This window comes from Microbacterium sp. CGR2, assembly GCF_003626735.1.
Taxonomy (GTDB): Bacteria; Actinomycetota; Actinomycetes; order Actinomycetales; family Microbacteriaceae; genus Microbacterium.
In genome coordinates this window covers 1-15,391 of the sequence record NZ_RBHX01000004.1, presented here as the reverse complement: position 1 = coordinate 15,391, position 15,391 = coordinate 1, and the positions used below count along the sequence as shown (strand labels likewise).

The following is a 15,391-nucleotide window of genomic DNA, read 5'->3' as shown; positions in this document are numbered from 1 at the left end:
CTCTCCGGTCCCCACTCGGCTATGTGGAATGTGGATGCTGCGAAGGCTGTCACTTGGCGCGTGATTTCCTGATGAGTGCGGCCGCCGCTTGATGTGTAGCCGAGATCTGCCGCCAGGGCACGCTGAGTGTCCTCCAAGCCGATTCCTTCGAGTGGGTTTCCGCCGGCTTTGACGGTCGCGCGGATCTTCGTCGCAATCGCCGCGCCAATAAGCAAGGCCGGCTTCCCGGAGGGGATCGGGGCCTCGACCCATCCACCGTGCTTGCTCATGACTTTGCCGGCGGTTATCGACCATGACGTGTAAGAGTTGGAGGCCTCCCAATCTCGTGTTCGCTGCTCATCCATCGGAGTGAGAGAGAAGTACCCGTTTCCCAGAACGATGCCATGGCGCTTGTTTGCGGCATCGTTCTCAATAGCTGCGGCGTGATCGAGTTGGCGGACTTCCCACGCGGGCATCTGTGGTGGCACGCCGTCGCTCACGGCTCGAACCCGATCTCCTTGCCCAGAACTTCACGGATGACGCGAGAGGGGCCACCGTGGCGCGGATATCCCCTATCCGCTACCGCTTGCTCTAGAGCGGCGTACTGAGCCGGCGTCATCAACACCTGAACCTTTCGGGTGTACTCGCGGCCTTCGTGCTTCGGTGCGCCGGCTCCGAACCCGGCCGAGAGGTCGGTTTCAGGGCGTGCGGTGGTGGGCGTGCTGGTCTTGCGCTGTATAGCCATGATTAGGACTCCTGGAGTTCGCGGGCGATGAGGTCGTAAGGGTGAAGCTGCGACGGCTTCGGGATCGTGCCGTACATCGAGAGGAAATGTTGCCGGAAGGGCACAAGGTGCTCGTAGAGGATGATGCCCTCGGGGAGATCGCTCAGGGTTTCGAGAGCCCTCCTGGTCGCGAGCGTCCCCGTCTGCGCTGCGGTGAGTAGAACCGTGGCCGGGATGCCCTGGCTGCTGAGTTGGTCGGCGAGTACGAGCGTGCGCGTCACGTCGCCGTCACTCGGGCTCGTGGGGACGATCACAGCGTCGGCCGCGTCGACGGCGCGCGCAAGCGTGATCGGGTCGCTCGGGGGAGTGTCGATGACAACGAAGTCAACGCCGGCGGTCATCGCTGGAGTGAGGCGGCCGCCGATTGAAGTGACGGTCTCGGGGAAGCCGGGGCCGGCCATCCGCGCCCAGAGGTCAAGCGCCCCTTGCGGGTCGCTGTCGATCGAGCGGACAGTGCCGAAGGCCGATAGCGCCACTGCGAGGCATGCGGCGCTCGTGGTCTTACCCACGCCGCCCTTGATGCTGACTACGGAAAGGATCATGAGAACAAGATAACCGATATCCGTTAGCGGATATCGGTTATCTGTCGGCGTGTCGAAATCGAGGCGTCAGTATTCGAGGACGTACTGAGCCACGGCCTCATCGACCGCGGTGAACTCCGCCGCTTCTTCGGGGCACTGCGTGTCCCGTTGAGCGGCTTTGTGAATGAAGGTCTTGGAGAGCCCGAGAGCACCCTGGGCCTCTCGGAGCGAGTACCCCTCTGCAAGAAGCTCCTGGATCACCAGAGCGTAGATACGGTTCCTCTCCGCTGTCTGATGCGCTCGGAGCCTCGCAAGCCGCTCGTGGACCGTCTGAGCCCTGGTGATGGCGTCGTCGTCGGCTGCGCTCATTCGTCGGCCTCTCAGAAGCGCCGGTCGAGAAAGCGGACGATGGCCCACCGTGCACCGAACGCGACGGGCAGAGCGAGGAAAGCGAAGATGAAATAGGCCCACTGGTTGAGCACGATGGAGACAACCAGAGCGGCCAGCACGGCGGTTCCAAGTCCCAGCGTGTAGCTCGTGAGGGAGCGGCCGCGGTCGCGTTCGTCGTCGTGGTAGGCGTGGAGGATCAGCACAGCGAGGATCAGGGCCGCCGTTGCCGCGATTGCGCCGGCGACGTTCATCACGGTTTCGAAGCCGGCGACGATTTCGACCGGAAAGGGAATGGCCGGCATCGTTGGGTCTGGGTTGGGGATCATCGGGGCTCCTTTGTCGCTGGGAGGGGATCGGTGTTTTGTGCGAATGTGCCATGGCGATCGCGCAGCTGCTCGACCTGGTCGACGCCGCGGCGGCAGCTGATCGACTTCCGCGGAAAATCAAGGGTTTTCGAGATTGCGGCGCGATCGGCGGGAACGAAGATACGAATGTCCATCGGTGGGGCCGATGGGGCGGCTGGAGGCGTCATAGGAGGCCGTAGTACTCCCAGTGCCAGGCTTCGTCGGGTCCGACGCCGCCTGGTTCTGCCCAGTCGGGATGCGCCCAGCCGTAGCGGCCGGCGTTGGCTTTCAGCCACAGATAGATCGGGTGCGAGAAGCCGATCGCCCAGTGGTTGCGGTCGCCTATGTCGATCGCGAGCGCCCAGCCGTGGTTTGAGGTTCCGGGCTCCGCGGCGTCGTTGCCGTACTTCCGCTTTGCCTCGACCTGGCCGGCGTAATCGCGATACCCGTCGTTGATGGGGAGGTCGTAACCAAACTGGCTGCGGAACGCGACGTTCATCGCCGCGAGGGCGGCGGTGGCGTCAGCGCGCAGGAGGTACCGGGGAGCCCACGGAATCTGCTGGAGCGCACTAACGGGAATCTGCCCGTTGTCGTACCCGCCCCACTCGCCGGGACCGTCCCCGGTTGGCGGCGGATAGTCGCCGGCAGCGGCACAGTTCATCGTGGCTTGGATCATGCCGGCCGTCGTGAGCGCGTTGACGACCTCTGCGGCGGCGTTGTACCACTTGGTGTAGTGGTTGGGGTCGGCGTTGATTTGCACGGCGTGAGCGGCTGCTGACGGGGTGAGGTTCTCCCACCCGGTCACCTTCACGAGCCGCTCGAAGAACAACCGCGCGGCCGTCGCTGGGTTCATGCGCTCAGCGACCGTGCCCCACCATTCCTGCTGCTGGAACAGACCAATTGACGACGTGGGGGAGCCGTCAGGGTTGGTCACGCCGTTGATGTCGTCGCCGTAGGTGATGTTCTTGAGCGACGATTCGCCCATCGCGGTCATGACGCCGATGGTCTGAGCGCGTGCGTCTAGGCCCATCTTGGAGCCCGCTGTCATGATCTCGGCGGCGTTGGCCAACTGGTCGCCCTTGTACCCCGCGACGGGCTCATGTGCGGCCGCGGTGACGGGATCTATCTCGCCGGTGCACGCGCCGCCGACAGAGGCACCGAGGGCAGGCAGGACGAGCAACAGAACGACGGCAGCGACGAACGCTGTTCCGACCGTGAGCCACCGCCGCACGTTCACTGTCCGGCCTGCATTCCGGTGTCGGTGTTGGTGAGCTCACGCTCCCACTCCGAACGCAGATGACGGAGCCGGATCTCCGGGTTTGACCCGTACTTGAAGATCTGCTCGCCCACGTCCAGGTTCATGATCGCGTCGGCGGTCTCCGGTGCGAAGTTGAAGTACTTTTGGCACCACCGGGCATCTTCCGCCCGGGACTGGCGATAGACGTGGATCGTCTGCGCCTCCTGGAGCATCGTCATTCCGATCGAGTCTTTCGGAATATCGGTGCCCTTGTGCATCACGAACACGTTTGAGATCCCGAGCGCCCGAGAAAGCTTCTGTGACGACTGGAGCAGCTTTGCGGACGGGCCGGCCACCATGTGCCAGCCCTCTTCGTAGATGATGTTCGTGAACGAATCGGGCTCGCTCTTCAACCGCCCAAGAAGCCACTGGTAGCCGATCGACATGACGACGGGCACCGCGGCGCTGTCCTCGTTCAAGGCGCTGAGATCAAAGCTGGTGAGCTTTGCGGCGAGGTCTACGTCGCTCGAGGTATCGCCGTCGAACATGCCGCCGTACTCGTCGAGAAGATCGTGCAGCGTGAACAGCACGCTTACGCCGGCCTGGTGCAGCCGATCGCGGGCCTTCGCAGATAGGTCTTGGTGGTCTTCCTCCGCAACCGCGCCCAGGTGAGGCAGAACGTCGGCGAGGGTCGCCGTGCGGCGCCGATTCTCGAACTCAGCGAACGTGCGCTGTAGCGCGAGGCGGATCGCTTCTCGGCCCCACTGGCTGACCGGCTTGTCGCCGTCTGCGAGCTGCACGATGTTGCGGATGACTCGTGCTTGGCCCTTCGCGCCCGCTCCGCGGATGATGTGCTTGTCGAGCGGGTTCATGCGACTTCCGGTGCCATCGGGCCGAAACCGGATGGGCTCGGAGTTGTACGCCCGAGCCATCGGCGCGTACTCGCCTTCGTCGCCTTCGGGCTTCTTGTCGAACACGACTACCCGACGATTTCTGAGGGTGAGCGGCCGGGCAACGTAGTTGCACTTCGTGTTCGAGCTTTTGCCGCCGCCGATGTCGCCGAGACACACCACGTTCGGCGATGAGATCCGCCGAGGCTGGGCGTTGTAGGCGGTCGCGGGGTCATGCGCCGCCGCGGATTGAGAGAGGTTGTCGCGGCCGAGAACCAGGCCATCTGCACCCGTGGGCTGAGCGACTAGTGCCGTGTTCAGGATGGCGGCTTGCCGCGTCGACGAGGGCGCGCCGACAGCGGCCGGCGCGTAGAACCCGGATGCCGCTGCTCTGTCGTTGACACGCAGCCGAGAACCGGGGGCGGCCCACGGCAGGAACTCTTCATCGTCGGCCGTCGTGTCGGTCGCGACTACGGGTGCGGGCGGTGCGAACCGACGCAACCCCGGCAGCGACGACAGGCCGCGCTTCTTCGGAATCTCAGGGGTGATGGTCATGTCAGTTCGTCCTTCTGAGAACGGCCGGCGAGCCGGCGGTAGAACTTGGCGCTTGCGGTGGGCGGGATCATGCGGATGCCGCGACCGATCGGCCACGTCGTTCCGGCAGCGGCGGCCTGGTAGGAGTCCAGCCATTCGATCCGCTCGATGCCGGCTTTGCTGTGGCAGACCGATTCCGTGGTTCGGCACGCCTGGGCGAGTCGGTCTCGGCTGGTCTCGGTGATGGTCAGGTATCCCACCCAGTAATCGCCCTCGTGGCCGGTTCCCGGCCGGAAATCGGCGATGCGCTGGGCGGCAGCGGTGGCCGCTACCGCCGTGGTGTCGTCGGCCAGGCGGCCGCCCTCCGCGTCCGAGATCCTCCGGGCCTCGTCGCGCACGAGATCCTTGATGGCCGCAGCCTTCGCCTCGACCGCGGGAACTAGTTGGTGGTGGAACGAGAACGTGCGAATCATCTTGAGATGAGTCCCGACCAGCAGCGGCAGCATCCAGAGGGGAGTACGCGCGCCGGTCGACAAGCTGCCGGCAGTGATCTTCGCTGTGCGATGCCACCACTGCACCGGGTTGCCGTCCACGTCGGTGCCTTCGGTGACGTACGCCGAGAACTCATCGTGTGAGGCGACACCAAACGATGTCGGGTCGACACCGGCGGTCATATCGATGGGGTGGCCGGGGTTCTGGAGATGCTTGACCACGCCCGCCACCTGGCGGGCCGTGAACACTTCGACCACCCCGAGGCGAGCCGCAGCAAGCTTCTTGGCCATCTCTTCGATCTCCGCGGCCATGAGCGCCCGCCACCCATCGCGCGCGTTCCCGAACTTCTCGGCCGCGTTGATGAACTGCGCCGTCAACGGCCAGGACACCGTGTAGAAGTGACGCTGCACCATGGCGTTCTCGCTGGTGATCCTCAGCACCTCTTTGTAGGACGCTTGGGCTTCGTCAGGGATCGATCCGTCGACGTTCTGACGCACCCAGTATTCGTATAGCGCGGTGTCGGCCGGCACGATTCGAGTGACGCTCTGCACGTTGCGGGCCAGGGACTCCGGCCCCGCGTGCTCAGCGAGAAGACTGCCGAAACTCAGCGTGCCCTTGTTGGTCGAATCGGTGGACTCGATACCGCGATGCATCCCGGTCACCGAGAAAGCCACCGACAGGTACGGGGTTTCGCCACTCGGCGAATGCCATGCGATTCCCGGTTGACGGCGACCTTTCTGCAGCCAGCCCATGGCGTCTGCGCCATCGGGCATCAGTCGGATCGATGCGAGCCGGCGGGATGCTTCCCACCGGGCACGCCGGCCCTTGGCCTGTCGCACGTCGGCCTCTGCCTGGTCCCACTCGGCGACGGAGTATGGCCGGAACGAGTCGGTGCCGGCCTGAACGCGCTTCTTCCAGCGCCGGCGCTTACGGCGGCGCTCCAAGATGGACCCGCGGTGCGTGCGGGTCGTGAGGACGAAAGATGCCACGGTGCTGACGAGCATGATCGCGAGGCCCACGCCCTGGAACAGCAGCACGAGCACGAGCCCGATGCCGATGGACAGACCAACGGACCACAAACGCGCTTTAGAGACTTGCCCGCCGAAGAACGAGCGGTGCCCGTCCTCCCCTCCCAAGTAGCCCTTGATCGGGGCCACCACGACTGGATCGCTCATACGCTGCTCCCTCCGAGCGTGTTGCTGTCTTCCATCGGCGCGGTGGCCTGAGCGACAGCACCATCCGCGCCCTTCTTCGCTGTTTCAGCCGCCGCAACACCGGCGGCCGCGATCAGCGTTGGAACTCCGACCGCGGCACCTGCCCCGGTCGACGATTCAGCCGCCCCCGCCTCTGCAAGCCCTGTAGCGCCGCTCTCAGCGGCTTCCGCGCTACCGGCGGCCCCAGCGCCCGAGGCAGAGCCTCCAGCGCCCACAGGGGCCGTTTCCCGGCTTGTGGGAGCCGATTCGTTGGTCGAACTGGCTTCGGAAAGCGTCTTATCTGTCGAGTCGGTCGACGTCGACGAGCCGCTACCGCCTGTAGTCGTCTGCGTCGTCTGCGTCGTTGTGGTGCTGCTGGTCTCGCTGCCGCCGTTGCCGTACTCGTTGCCGGCCTGGGTGATGTTGCTGGGGCCGATCGTGTTGCCGCTACTGCTACCGCTGCCGCTGGATGAGGGCGTGAACGCACCCTGGAGGACAGGCGCGAACTTCATCAGTGCGAGCGGCGAGAGTGCCGCCATGTAGATCGCGATGAGCGCGACGACGAACGTCACGAGAGTCTGTAGGCCGTCTTTTTCGCCGACCGTGACGATGGTGTCGCCCATGATCGAGAACGCGAACCCGAGCAGGAAGAACAGCAGCGGGTGAGCGGCCAGGATGCCAAGCCACAGACCCGCCATGCCGAGCCCGACGCCGCGTCGTTCCGGGTCGATCATGAAGACCAGGAACAGCGGAATGATGACGCCGGTGAAGTACAGCGTGACTAGCTGGCACAGAAGGATCACGATGACGAACAGCAGCCCGATAAGCAGCAGCAGCATCAGGATGATCGCGAGGATGACGCCGCCTGGTGTGGCCGCCGGGTCGATCTTGTCAATGAGGGCGATTAGGCCGTCGATGATCTGTTGTGCCGAACCCATCGCCCACGCGATGACGGAATCTGTGAGCGCGTGAAAGAGACTCACGAGCAGAAGGCCGGCCAGAGGGCCGAACATCGTGCCGATCAGGAACAGGGGCGCGTACTGCGCGAGTGACTGCACGAGATCCCGGCCGGCCATTTCGCCCTTCGCAGTCTTCACGAACAGACTGATCAGGATGACCACCATGACCAAGATCGCGGCGGCGAACGAGATCGCGTAGGCACGGATAAAGAACCCTGCCGAAAGATCCGGCTGGAGCGCCGTCGTCAGGAACGGCAGCACATCCGTAGTGAGTGACTTCGCCCCGTCCTTCAACGCTGTCAGCGTCGCCCCGAACGGGTCTTGAGCGAACGACACCACGCCTGTCACACCGTCGACGACATCCTCGACACCATTACCGATGTCGTCGATGATGCACGCGGCTCCGGTGATGATGTTGTCGTCGCACTGGGGGTCGTCCTGAACAGCCATCAGCATCCCCCTGTGTACGGGTCGCCGAGGTCGAAAGCTTCCTCAACGGTGTGCTTTGTTTCGGTTCCCTTGGTCACCCAGCCGTTCTCGGTCCATTCGAGGTTGTAGGTGCCAACCGAACGGTAGAGCGGGCTGACGGCTTCGCCGATCACGAATGCGAGCCCGATCGTGACCTGAGCGGTGTCACCGTCGTAAGCGTCGACGTACCAGCGGCCGACCACAGAAGTCAGGTGGAACGGTGTGCCATCCGGCACGATTCCGCTCGACGCATTCGGTCCCGCGACCATTGCGTCGTACTGAGCCCGGTCGATGGGCTGACCGCCCGCCCAAGTCTCGACGTTCGCCGTCTCGAATTCCTCGAAACTGGCCCACGGCCACTGCTTCGTCCAGCGCATCTGCGCCGTGGCGAACTCGACCGCGCCGGCCTCGCTCTGCGGCGCGCTCTCCTGAGTGGTGAGCAGCATGTCAATGCCTTGGCCCTCGGCAAGGCATCCGGTGACTGTCTCTGTGTCCGTGCCCGGTGTGGCCGTTGTACCCCCGGTGGCTCCGGGGGTGGGGCCGGCGTCCGGGTCTGTCGGCCGCTGCGCCCACAGGACGACGCCAACGACGATCGCGGCGGCGACGATCGCGCCGCCCACTACCCAGACCCAGCGGGGCAGCGGGGGGCGCGGTGTGGTGGTGTTCATGATTAGCCGCCGACGATGAAGAGGATTGCGCCCACGATCACGGTGAGCCCTGCGAGGCAGCCGAGCGCGATGCCAGCAGCCATCGCGGCCTTCCGGCCCTGCTTGTAGGCGTTGGGGTTGCCGTCGTCGGCCTTACCCATCTGGACGATGCCCCAGATGAGGTAGCCGACGCTGAAGACGAGCGCCAGCGCCCAGAGCCCGCCGAGAACCTTCTGCCACAGTTCGGTGAACTCCAGCCCGAAGATGCTGAAGTCGGGGAAGACCCCATCGAGGGGGTTATCGATCGCCGCGTGGACGAGTCCAGTCAGATGTTCCATGGTCATGCCTTTCGGTTATCCGTTATCCGGTATCGGTTATCAGTTGGTGATGCCTTCGAGGGCGCGGATAACCGCGGCCCCGGCAGCGACGAACGCCCGGTACGTGTCCGGGTGCAGTTGGGAAAGAGTGATCTCGCCGCGCTGGGCGAGGTGCGCGTCAAACGGAATGCTGAGGATCTGCCCCACCTCGGCGTGAGCGAGCGCCTGGGTGACGCCTTCGGTCACGGCGGGGATCTCCACACGGCCATCGGTGAGAACCAGCACCACGGCCGTTTTCGCAAGCTCCGCGGCGTGCCCGCCCTGTGCCCTGAGCGAGTCCAGCAGTTCGAGCGCCTTCGTCGCCGTGTCGGCGGCGTTCAGCGTGGGGATCACGAGAACGTCAGCAGCCTCGACGGCCGCCCGGAACACGGGCGATGTGTACTGGTTGCCCGAGTCCATCACTCGCATCGAGAAGTACTCGTCGACCACCTGCACCACATCGGCGACGGCCCGAGCGGTGAGCGCTTCCCTGGGGCCGGTGGAGCCGATCACCCGCGCGTACGAGGTCTGGGGGGCGGTGTACCCGTCGAGGCGGCCGGCGCTGTTCACCTCGTCATGCTCAGCCACCAGGTGCCCGATGCCGCGCCGCGGGTTCCCCTCGGCACGGAGCGTCAGCGTTCCCGGATCTTCGGCGACCTCGACGATAGCCAGGCCGCCGCCTCGGCAGTAGGCCAGCGTCCCGCCAAGCGCGAGAGAGACAGTCGTTTTCGACGCGTTGCCCTTCGGGTTCGCGACGAGAACGCCGATCGGGCGCGTGTACGTCGCCTGACGGATGATCTCTTCATCGCGAGCGAGGGACGCTGCGGCCTCCAGAACGGCCTTCTCCGCTGCGGACGGTTCGGGCTTGAAACCGACGCGCGCCCAGAAGCCGCGCCAGCCGGTCTTTGCAACCGGCGGGGTGCTGGATCGGAGGCTAGCGCGCGTGAGCCCTGCAAGCAGTTCCCCCGGCGTGGTTGCCACGGTCGGCGCGGCGTCCGCGGTGGCCTCCAACGCCTCGGGGACGCTCTCAATCACCGCGGCCGGCGGTGCGGGCTCTTCCACGGCGACGGGCGCGACGGGCGGCGGCGTGATCGGCTCGTGCTCTTCAACGCCGTAGCCGGCGGCGCGTTCTGCGCCGGCGAAATGGTTATCAGACATGTGCTTCCTCCTGGGGTTTGGTGTTCGGATCTAGCGAGTGGTGATGCGGCGCAACAGCCACCGGATGACGAAAAACGCCGGCAGCAGCAGCACGGCGTAGACGAGAATCGCCCAGTCCGCCCGGAACGCAGAGACAACAGCGCTTAGAAGTACCGCGGCGGCGTAGGACAGTGCTGCGCCGCCCTTCTCGTTCGCGGGCTTGATGAAGATGAAGAGCGCGGCCATCGTGGCGACGAACAGAACCGCGGCCACCATCAGATCGCCGAGGAAGTCCGCGATGCCCAGAATGGGCGCCGGGATCAGCGGCGTGATGTCGTCGTTCATGCTGTTTGCTCCTCAGGGGTTATGTCGTCGTTCTCAGTGGGGGTTTCAGGGGTCGTAGCTGGCACGGGCAGAGCCGCCGGCTCCGGCGGCTCTGCGCGGCCGGTAGGGGTTGCCGTGGCCTCGGCGCTGGCGTTCGGGAGCGCGCGGAAGGTGGCGTGATGCCCGCCCTGCACGATCCAGAACTGACCGCCGGATGCTTCGCGCACGTCCTGCGGCTTGATCCGGTACGTGTGCTGCGCGCGTCCAGAACGCAGTTCCTCGCCGGTCGCCGCACCGGACGCCTCTAGCCGCAATTCGGTGCCGGCCAGGGCGCACAGGTCTTCCGGGCTCTTCTGCCGGCCGAACATCACCGCGGCCCCCGAGTTAAGGGCCCGGGCGCGCATCGGCGCGTCTACCGAGAGCCCTTCGACGCTCTGACCGGCGAGGATCAGCCCAGCGCCGGCGCTGCGCATCGTTTCGAACAGGCGCGTAGCGAGGTCGGCCGGGTCGTTGCCGGGAGTGACCAACTGGGGGAACTCGTCGACGATGACCAGCGCCGGTGAGTAGTCCTCCCGCTCCAGCCGGCGCTTGAGGTAGGCGCGCAGTTCCAGCAATAGGAGATCTCCCAGCGCTGCCTGTGTCGCGTCGACGGGGATCAGCGGGCAGATTACGACGTCCGCGCCGGGATCGTCGAACGTCCAGCCCTCGGGGTCGGTCCAGTCGTCGAATCGGCGCAGGGTCTTCGTGACCGATGCGACCGCGCGCTCTACAGCGGTCTTCTTCGTGCGAGAGTCGACGACTTCCCGGAGCATCCGGTAATCGTCCCGATCTGTCACCCACTCATCGAGATTGTTCGCTCGCTCCAGAAGATCCTTGCGGCTGCGTAGCGGTGCCTTCGTCTGCAACACCTCGAGTACTGCTTCGACCTCTTCGAGGTAGTACTGATTCGAGCCGTCCGGGGGCGGCTGGAGCCGCATAAGCTTCGCCGTGACGTCGGCCGCGCTGCCGTGGAACAGGTTCCATCGGGTCTGCGCGTCCTCGCCCGATCCGCTGATAGCCGCGGTGCCGCCGAACTGGGCGACGAGCCGCGCCAACTCGCGCGCATCACGCGGAACGCCCTTCGCGTCGATGAAAATGACCTTCTGGCCGGATCTCACCGCCGCCGCGATGATGCTCATAAGCAGCACCGTCTTACCGGTCCCCGCCTCGGAGAACAGCAGCAGCCGGCATGAGCCGGCTTTCTCGGGAAGTATCAGATATCGGTTATCCGTTGTCACCCAATCCGGCACGCGCGACTGATCGGCGATGCGCTGCGCCATCCCCCGGATGGTTTCCCGGTTGATGACGCCCAGCGCGTACTGTCCGTTCCCCACGGGATGCGGGGCGGTGATCCCGTTCGTGGCGCTGCCGGTGATCGTCTTCGTGACGGCATCCACCTTGACGCCGATCTTCCGGGCGCTGGAGAGGTCCGTCGCTTGCTTCTGCGCTGACTCGATCCGCTCCTGACGCACGACGTCGGGGATCGTGCGCTTACGCACCCGCTCGGCCACCTTGCGGCGCTGCAATGACCACACGGCCGGCACCAGCAGCACGCCGGCGGCGACGTTGAGCAGCAGCCAGGGCCACACGGTGGCCCACGCCTCAGCGACCGGGCTCGCTGCCTGGGTGAGTGTCGTGTAGCCGCCGGCGCGCGCCCACTCGACTACTTGCCACACCTCGGCCGCGAGCAGCAGCGCGACAAGCGCAACGCCGGCCGACACGACGGCCCACCACCACGGGTAGGTGATCCAGTACCACCGCTTCGTGGGTGCCCACATCGTTGTGAGCCCGCGCACTAGAAACGGGATGATCAGCGGCGCACACACGAGCCCGAGCACGAGCCCGAAGACGAGCTTGACCGCGAAGAAGAACGGGTCATCGCCCGAATCTCCGGTCTGATCTACGTCGTTTGCCGTGGTTGTCATGGCACCCCCCGATGCTTTGTTGACGCCGTCCAACATGGCCGGCACCGGCACCATCTTCACGGAAACCGCAGACAGCGCCGAATCTGTCCCCCGTTTGGGGGACAAGGTGTTTCGTACATTGGGTAGCCTACTAAAGTAGCTAGCCGTTGTCGAGAAGGGGACTTTGGAAGAATGAACAGTTATGCCCGTGTACGCAGTGCCTTCGCTCTCGCCCGAAGTGGAGCGCGCGATTAACGTCTTGGGGGCGAATGCCGCCCGCCTCGCCGTTCTGGGCTTCATCGCCCGCCACCCCGGAAGTCTCGTCAGCGAGATCGCCGAAGGGACCGGGCTCGCGGTCGGAACGGTGAAGATCCACGTTTCTGCCCTGACCGCTCTTGAAGTACTCGACCCCGATCCCGCGGTCTCTGTCCCCTACGCCGATCGCCGGGGCCGCCACACGCGCTACACCGCTCGCGTGGATGCTCTGACCGCCCACTATCGAGATCTCGGGAAGTTGCTGGGGCTCACCAAGTAGAACGCGGCAAGGGGCTGCCGGGTCCGCTTCGCGGCCTGTGCCATCGGCTCCCGTCGGTGCGCGTTCACCGGGCGGCCGCGGTGGTCCTGTGGCTGGCGATTCGTTCGATTTCGTCGGGGCGCAGATCACACCAGTGGTCTTGGTCGTCGACGACGACGACAGGGGCCGTGCTGTAGCCGAGTTCTTCGGTGACGTACCGATACGCGGCGGGGTTCTCGTTCAGGTCGATCACGACGTACGGGATCTTCTTGCCGTCGAGCATCTTCATCGTCAGGTTGCACTTCCCGCAGCTCTCGCCGGTTGTGTAGACCGTGAGCGTTTCCATGGCCTCATCCTCTCTCTCGATCAATTCGCTGGCTCGTTCCTGATAAGCGGAGCAGTGCCGCAGCTAGAGGGCCGGAACACAACCGTCAGGCGGTGGGGGAGAGAATTTCGTCGCGATGTGAGGGAGCGCAGCGACCGCGTGACGAAAATCTCGGCGGAACCGGCCCCCGTAGGGGGCTTGTGTGTAGGACCGCGGCGGCAATGATTGAGCGTCAGGAACGATGCCCGAAAGCTTCCAGACCTGGCGGCCCTGCGGGCCGCCTCCCCTTCCCCCCGATGCTCTGAGGATCACATACGATCCGACCCCCTCAAGGGCGCTGTGCGTCCCTCCGGGAGCCGGCGTTGCCGGCCCCTTGACCGGGTGCTCTCGTATGACAGTCGGCATCTATCGGAGGCGAAGGAAAAGAGCGGTGAACGCTGCTCGTCGACGTGGAAAAGTTGCTCGGGATCTCTGACGACTTTTTGCAGCACGGGGGGCTCAGAACAACGATGACGACGGCGCGTGCGCCGGCGCGATCTCTTCGCCCTCTGCCGGCGCAGTGAACCGGGCATCTTCGACCGGCCAAAGGTCGTCCTGGATGCGACCCCACATGTCGAGTGCCGGCAACACCGGGAACCTGTCGCGATCGTCGCGGAAGACCTGATCCTTGATCTTGCGGCCGATCGCCTCCCCGGTCGGAGCATCCGTGACGTACACGATCGAGGTGATGCCATCGAACCGAATTCGCTCGTCGTGGGACGCGAAAATCTTCGGGTACCGATCCTTCGCTTTCACGGTCAACTCGACCTCGACCAACTCTTTCGCCGCTCCCCGGATAGCCAGCCCATCAGCCATGTGCTCATCCGAGTTCGAGCGCTGATCGATCCTCCACGCCCACCCGGCGCACACGTAGCGGGCGGCCACAGACGCGACCGCCAACTCATGCCGGACGGTCTGTCGAAGGAGAGAGGGCTCCCGCCGGCCAGACGCTTCGCGGGTCAGCCAGACGACCGATCCGGTTGAGCTAGCCGACCTCGACGAATCGACCAACCCCGCCTCACGGCATCGTGCGACCCACTGCTGAGCCTTCCGCAACGACACCGGCTTACCTGCTCCGCTGAACCCTCCCAGCACCCACCGCAACGACGCCATCTCAGCCATCTGCACCACACGCAGCCACTCGACCATCTGCTCATCTCGACTCGTCATCTGCATCGCCCAACCACCTCTCTCACTCTCTTTTTCTTCTCTCTACTTCTTCTTCTTCTTCTCTGTTTCTCTGTCTCCCACCCTCCCCCTTTACTTCCCAATCTCCTTCACTTAGAACTTGTTCGTTGAGTGGGGGAGATTGGGAAGCGAGCCTGCTCGGGGGGAGGGTGGGAGACAGAGAAACTTGCGGCTTCCGCCGCAAGAAGGGTATTCGCGGTCAACGAATACCTAAACGTATAGCTGTTCCAGTCTCTCAGAACGTCCATCCACCCGCTAGATGCTCTCCGATCGCTCGTAGATCTGAGGGCGGTTCTTTCACGGAGCGTCAGCGGAGGGAAAGGAACGGCAACCCCAAGCGCGACTCTTCGCGTGCGCGTCTGATGGTTGCGCTGGGCGGCTCCCGTTAAGAGAGAACTAGTTAAGAGAGAACTAGAGATAAGAACTAGGGGACCGCGAGACCCCTAGAGGGGTAACGGATCGGAGCGGGTGTTTGTGTACTGACCGCCTCGGGGTTGTGTACTGACCGCCTCGGGGTTTGTGTACTGACCGCCTCACGGTCCCTGGTTATCCACAGGTTCCGAAGTGAGGCGATCAGTACACAAACGACCCCCTGCCGCGAACGGGCAGAGGGTCGTTTGTGGTGTCAGAGTTCGTCGGCGGGGCTGCGCAGAAGAGGGCTGCGCCGGATCACGAGAACGGTTCCACCACCTGCGCGACCGGCCACACGCTCGACGTCGTAGTTCGTCGGCATTCCGTCACCGTGGATGCGACGAGTGGCGGCCGCCTCGTCGAGTGCTGCGATGAACTTGCGGCGGAAGTTGCGCGGATCGGAATAGCCGTGGGTGATCTCCGCATAGAGGGAACCCCACTCGAACGTCCGCTGCCGGTGAGGGCCGTTCTGGATCGAGTACAGAACCTTCTCCAACCACGACGCCACCTGAATCGGGAAAGCCCCGGACATCCGCGCGAGCGCATCCAAACGCGCCGGCGGTGTCGTCGGGTCGGTGGCCAGGTCCACCCACAACTGTGACGGCTTGATGAACGAATCGAGGCCGTCCAGCACATCACCCCAACCGGGAACGTACAGCTTCACCTCACGGGCTAGAGGCTCGTTCTTTTGCGTGTACCGACGGCTGCCGTCGGCT

General features: G+C 64.8%; 18 protein-coding genes. 1 reads left to right on the top strand and 17 read right to left on the bottom strand.

Going from position 1 to position 15,391, the window contains the following annotated elements:
- The 14 genes from D7252_RS19875 to D7252_RS19740 form a co-directional block, all read right to left on the bottom strand.
- Positions 1–479: hypothetical protein (locus D7252_RS19875; RefSeq protein ID WP_147406785.1), on the bottom strand; the 479-nt coding region annotated here is incomplete at its 3' end.
- A complete protein-coding gene (locus tag D7252_RS19800) occupies positions 476–724 on the bottom strand; it encodes a hypothetical protein (protein WP_120777328.1) in 249 nt (82 codons plus the stop codon). The genes D7252_RS19800 and D7252_RS19875, both read right to left, overlap by 4 nt.
- A 2-nt stretch (positions 725–726) precedes the next feature.
- Entirely contained in the window at positions 727–1,305 is a 579-nt protein-coding gene (locus tag D7252_RS19795; RefSeq protein ID WP_120777327.1) for a ParA family protein, read from the bottom strand.
- A gap of 66 nt (positions 1,306–1,371) precedes the next feature.
- Positions 1,372–1,653: a hypothetical protein gene (locus tag D7252_RS19790; protein ID WP_120777326.1), complete on the bottom strand. Its 282-nt coding sequence runs from the start codon at positions 1,651–1,653 to the stop codon at positions 1,372–1,374.
- An 11-nt stretch (positions 1,654–1,664) separates the two neighbouring features.
- Positions 1,665–2,000 carry a hypothetical protein gene (locus D7252_RS19785; RefSeq protein ID WP_147406784.1) on the bottom strand — a complete coding sequence of 112 codons (336 nt, stop codon included), beginning with the start codon at positions 1,998–2,000 and terminating at the stop codon, positions 1,665–1,667.
- 202 nt (positions 2,001–2,202) lie between these two features.
- Positions 2,203–3,255 carry a M15 family metallopeptidase gene (locus D7252_RS19780; RefSeq protein WP_120777324.1) on the bottom strand — a complete coding sequence of 351 codons (1,053 nt, stop codon included), beginning with the start codon at positions 3,253–3,255 and terminating at the stop codon, positions 2,203–2,205.
- Positions 3,252–4,700 (bottom strand): ATP/GTP-binding protein, encoded by a 1,449-nt coding sequence (locus D7252_RS19775; RefSeq protein ID WP_120777323.1) that lies wholly within the window; start codon positions 4,698–4,700, stop codon positions 3,252–3,254. Before D7252_RS19775 ends, D7252_RS19780 begins: the two co-directional genes overlap by 4 nt.
- Positions 4,697–6,346: a hypothetical protein gene (locus tag D7252_RS19770; RefSeq protein ID WP_120777322.1), complete on the bottom strand. Its 1,650-nt coding sequence runs from the start codon at positions 6,344–6,346 to the stop codon at positions 4,697–4,699. Before D7252_RS19770 ends, D7252_RS19775 begins: the two co-directional genes overlap by 4 nt.
- Positions 6,343–7,584 (bottom strand): hypothetical protein, encoded by a 1,242-nt coding sequence (locus D7252_RS19765; RefSeq protein WP_220659892.1) that lies wholly within the window; start codon positions 7,582–7,584, stop codon positions 6,343–6,345. The genes D7252_RS19770 and D7252_RS19765 overlap by 4 nt, the downstream gene beginning before the upstream one ends.
- Positions 7,585–7,772: 188 nt before the next feature.
- Entirely contained in the window at positions 7,773–8,459 is a 687-nt protein-coding gene (locus D7252_RS19760; RefSeq protein WP_120777320.1) for a hypothetical protein, read from the bottom strand.
- Positions 8,460–8,461: 2 nt separating this feature from the next.
- Positions 8,462–8,776 (bottom strand): hypothetical protein, encoded by a 315-nt coding sequence (locus D7252_RS19755; RefSeq protein WP_251051732.1) that lies wholly within the window; start codon positions 8,774–8,776, stop codon positions 8,462–8,464.
- Positions 8,777–8,815: 39 nt separating this feature from the next.
- On the bottom strand, positions 8,816–9,952 hold the full coding sequence (locus D7252_RS19750; protein ID WP_120777319.1) for a hypothetical protein: 1,137 nt from the start codon (positions 9,950–9,952) through the stop codon (positions 8,816–8,818).
- A 30-nt stretch (positions 9,953–9,982) separates the two neighbouring features.
- Entirely contained in the window at positions 9,983–10,276 is a 294-nt protein-coding gene (locus D7252_RS19745) for a hypothetical protein (RefSeq protein WP_120777318.1), read from the bottom strand.
- On the bottom strand, positions 10,273–12,498 hold the full coding sequence (locus D7252_RS19740; protein ID WP_183055427.1) for an ATP-binding protein: 2,226 nt from the start codon (positions 12,496–12,498) through the stop codon (positions 10,273–10,275). Before D7252_RS19740 ends, D7252_RS19745 begins: the two co-directional genes overlap by 4 nt.
- On the opposite strand from D7252_RS19740, the gene D7252_RS19735 reads away from it, so the two are divergent.
- Positions 12,458–12,733 carry a winged helix-turn-helix domain-containing protein gene (locus tag D7252_RS19735; RefSeq protein ID WP_183055426.1) on the top strand — a complete coding sequence of 92 codons (276 nt, stop codon included), beginning with the start codon at positions 12,458–12,460 and terminating at the stop codon, positions 12,731–12,733. The genes D7252_RS19740 and D7252_RS19735 overlap by 41 nt on opposite strands.
- 64 nt (positions 12,734–12,797) lie before the next feature.
- On the opposite strand, the gene D7252_RS19730 is transcribed toward D7252_RS19735, so the two are convergent.
- The 3 genes from D7252_RS19730 to D7252_RS19720 all read right to left on the bottom strand — a co-directional run.
- The gene (locus D7252_RS19730; RefSeq protein WP_120777315.1) at positions 12,798–13,058 is read right to left on the bottom strand and encodes a glutaredoxin family protein; all 261 of its coding nucleotides are present in this window, start codon (positions 13,056–13,058) and stop codon (positions 12,798–12,800) included.
- Positions 13,059–13,535: 477 nt separating this feature from the next.
- Positions 13,536–14,246 carry a hypothetical protein gene (locus tag D7252_RS19725; protein WP_147406781.1) on the bottom strand — a complete coding sequence of 237 codons (711 nt, stop codon included), beginning with the start codon at positions 14,244–14,246 and terminating at the stop codon, positions 13,536–13,538.
- A 643-nt stretch (positions 14,247–14,889) separates the two neighbouring features.
- Positions 14,890–15,391: hypothetical protein (locus D7252_RS19720; protein WP_215111098.1), on the bottom strand; the 502-nt coding region annotated here is incomplete at its 5' end.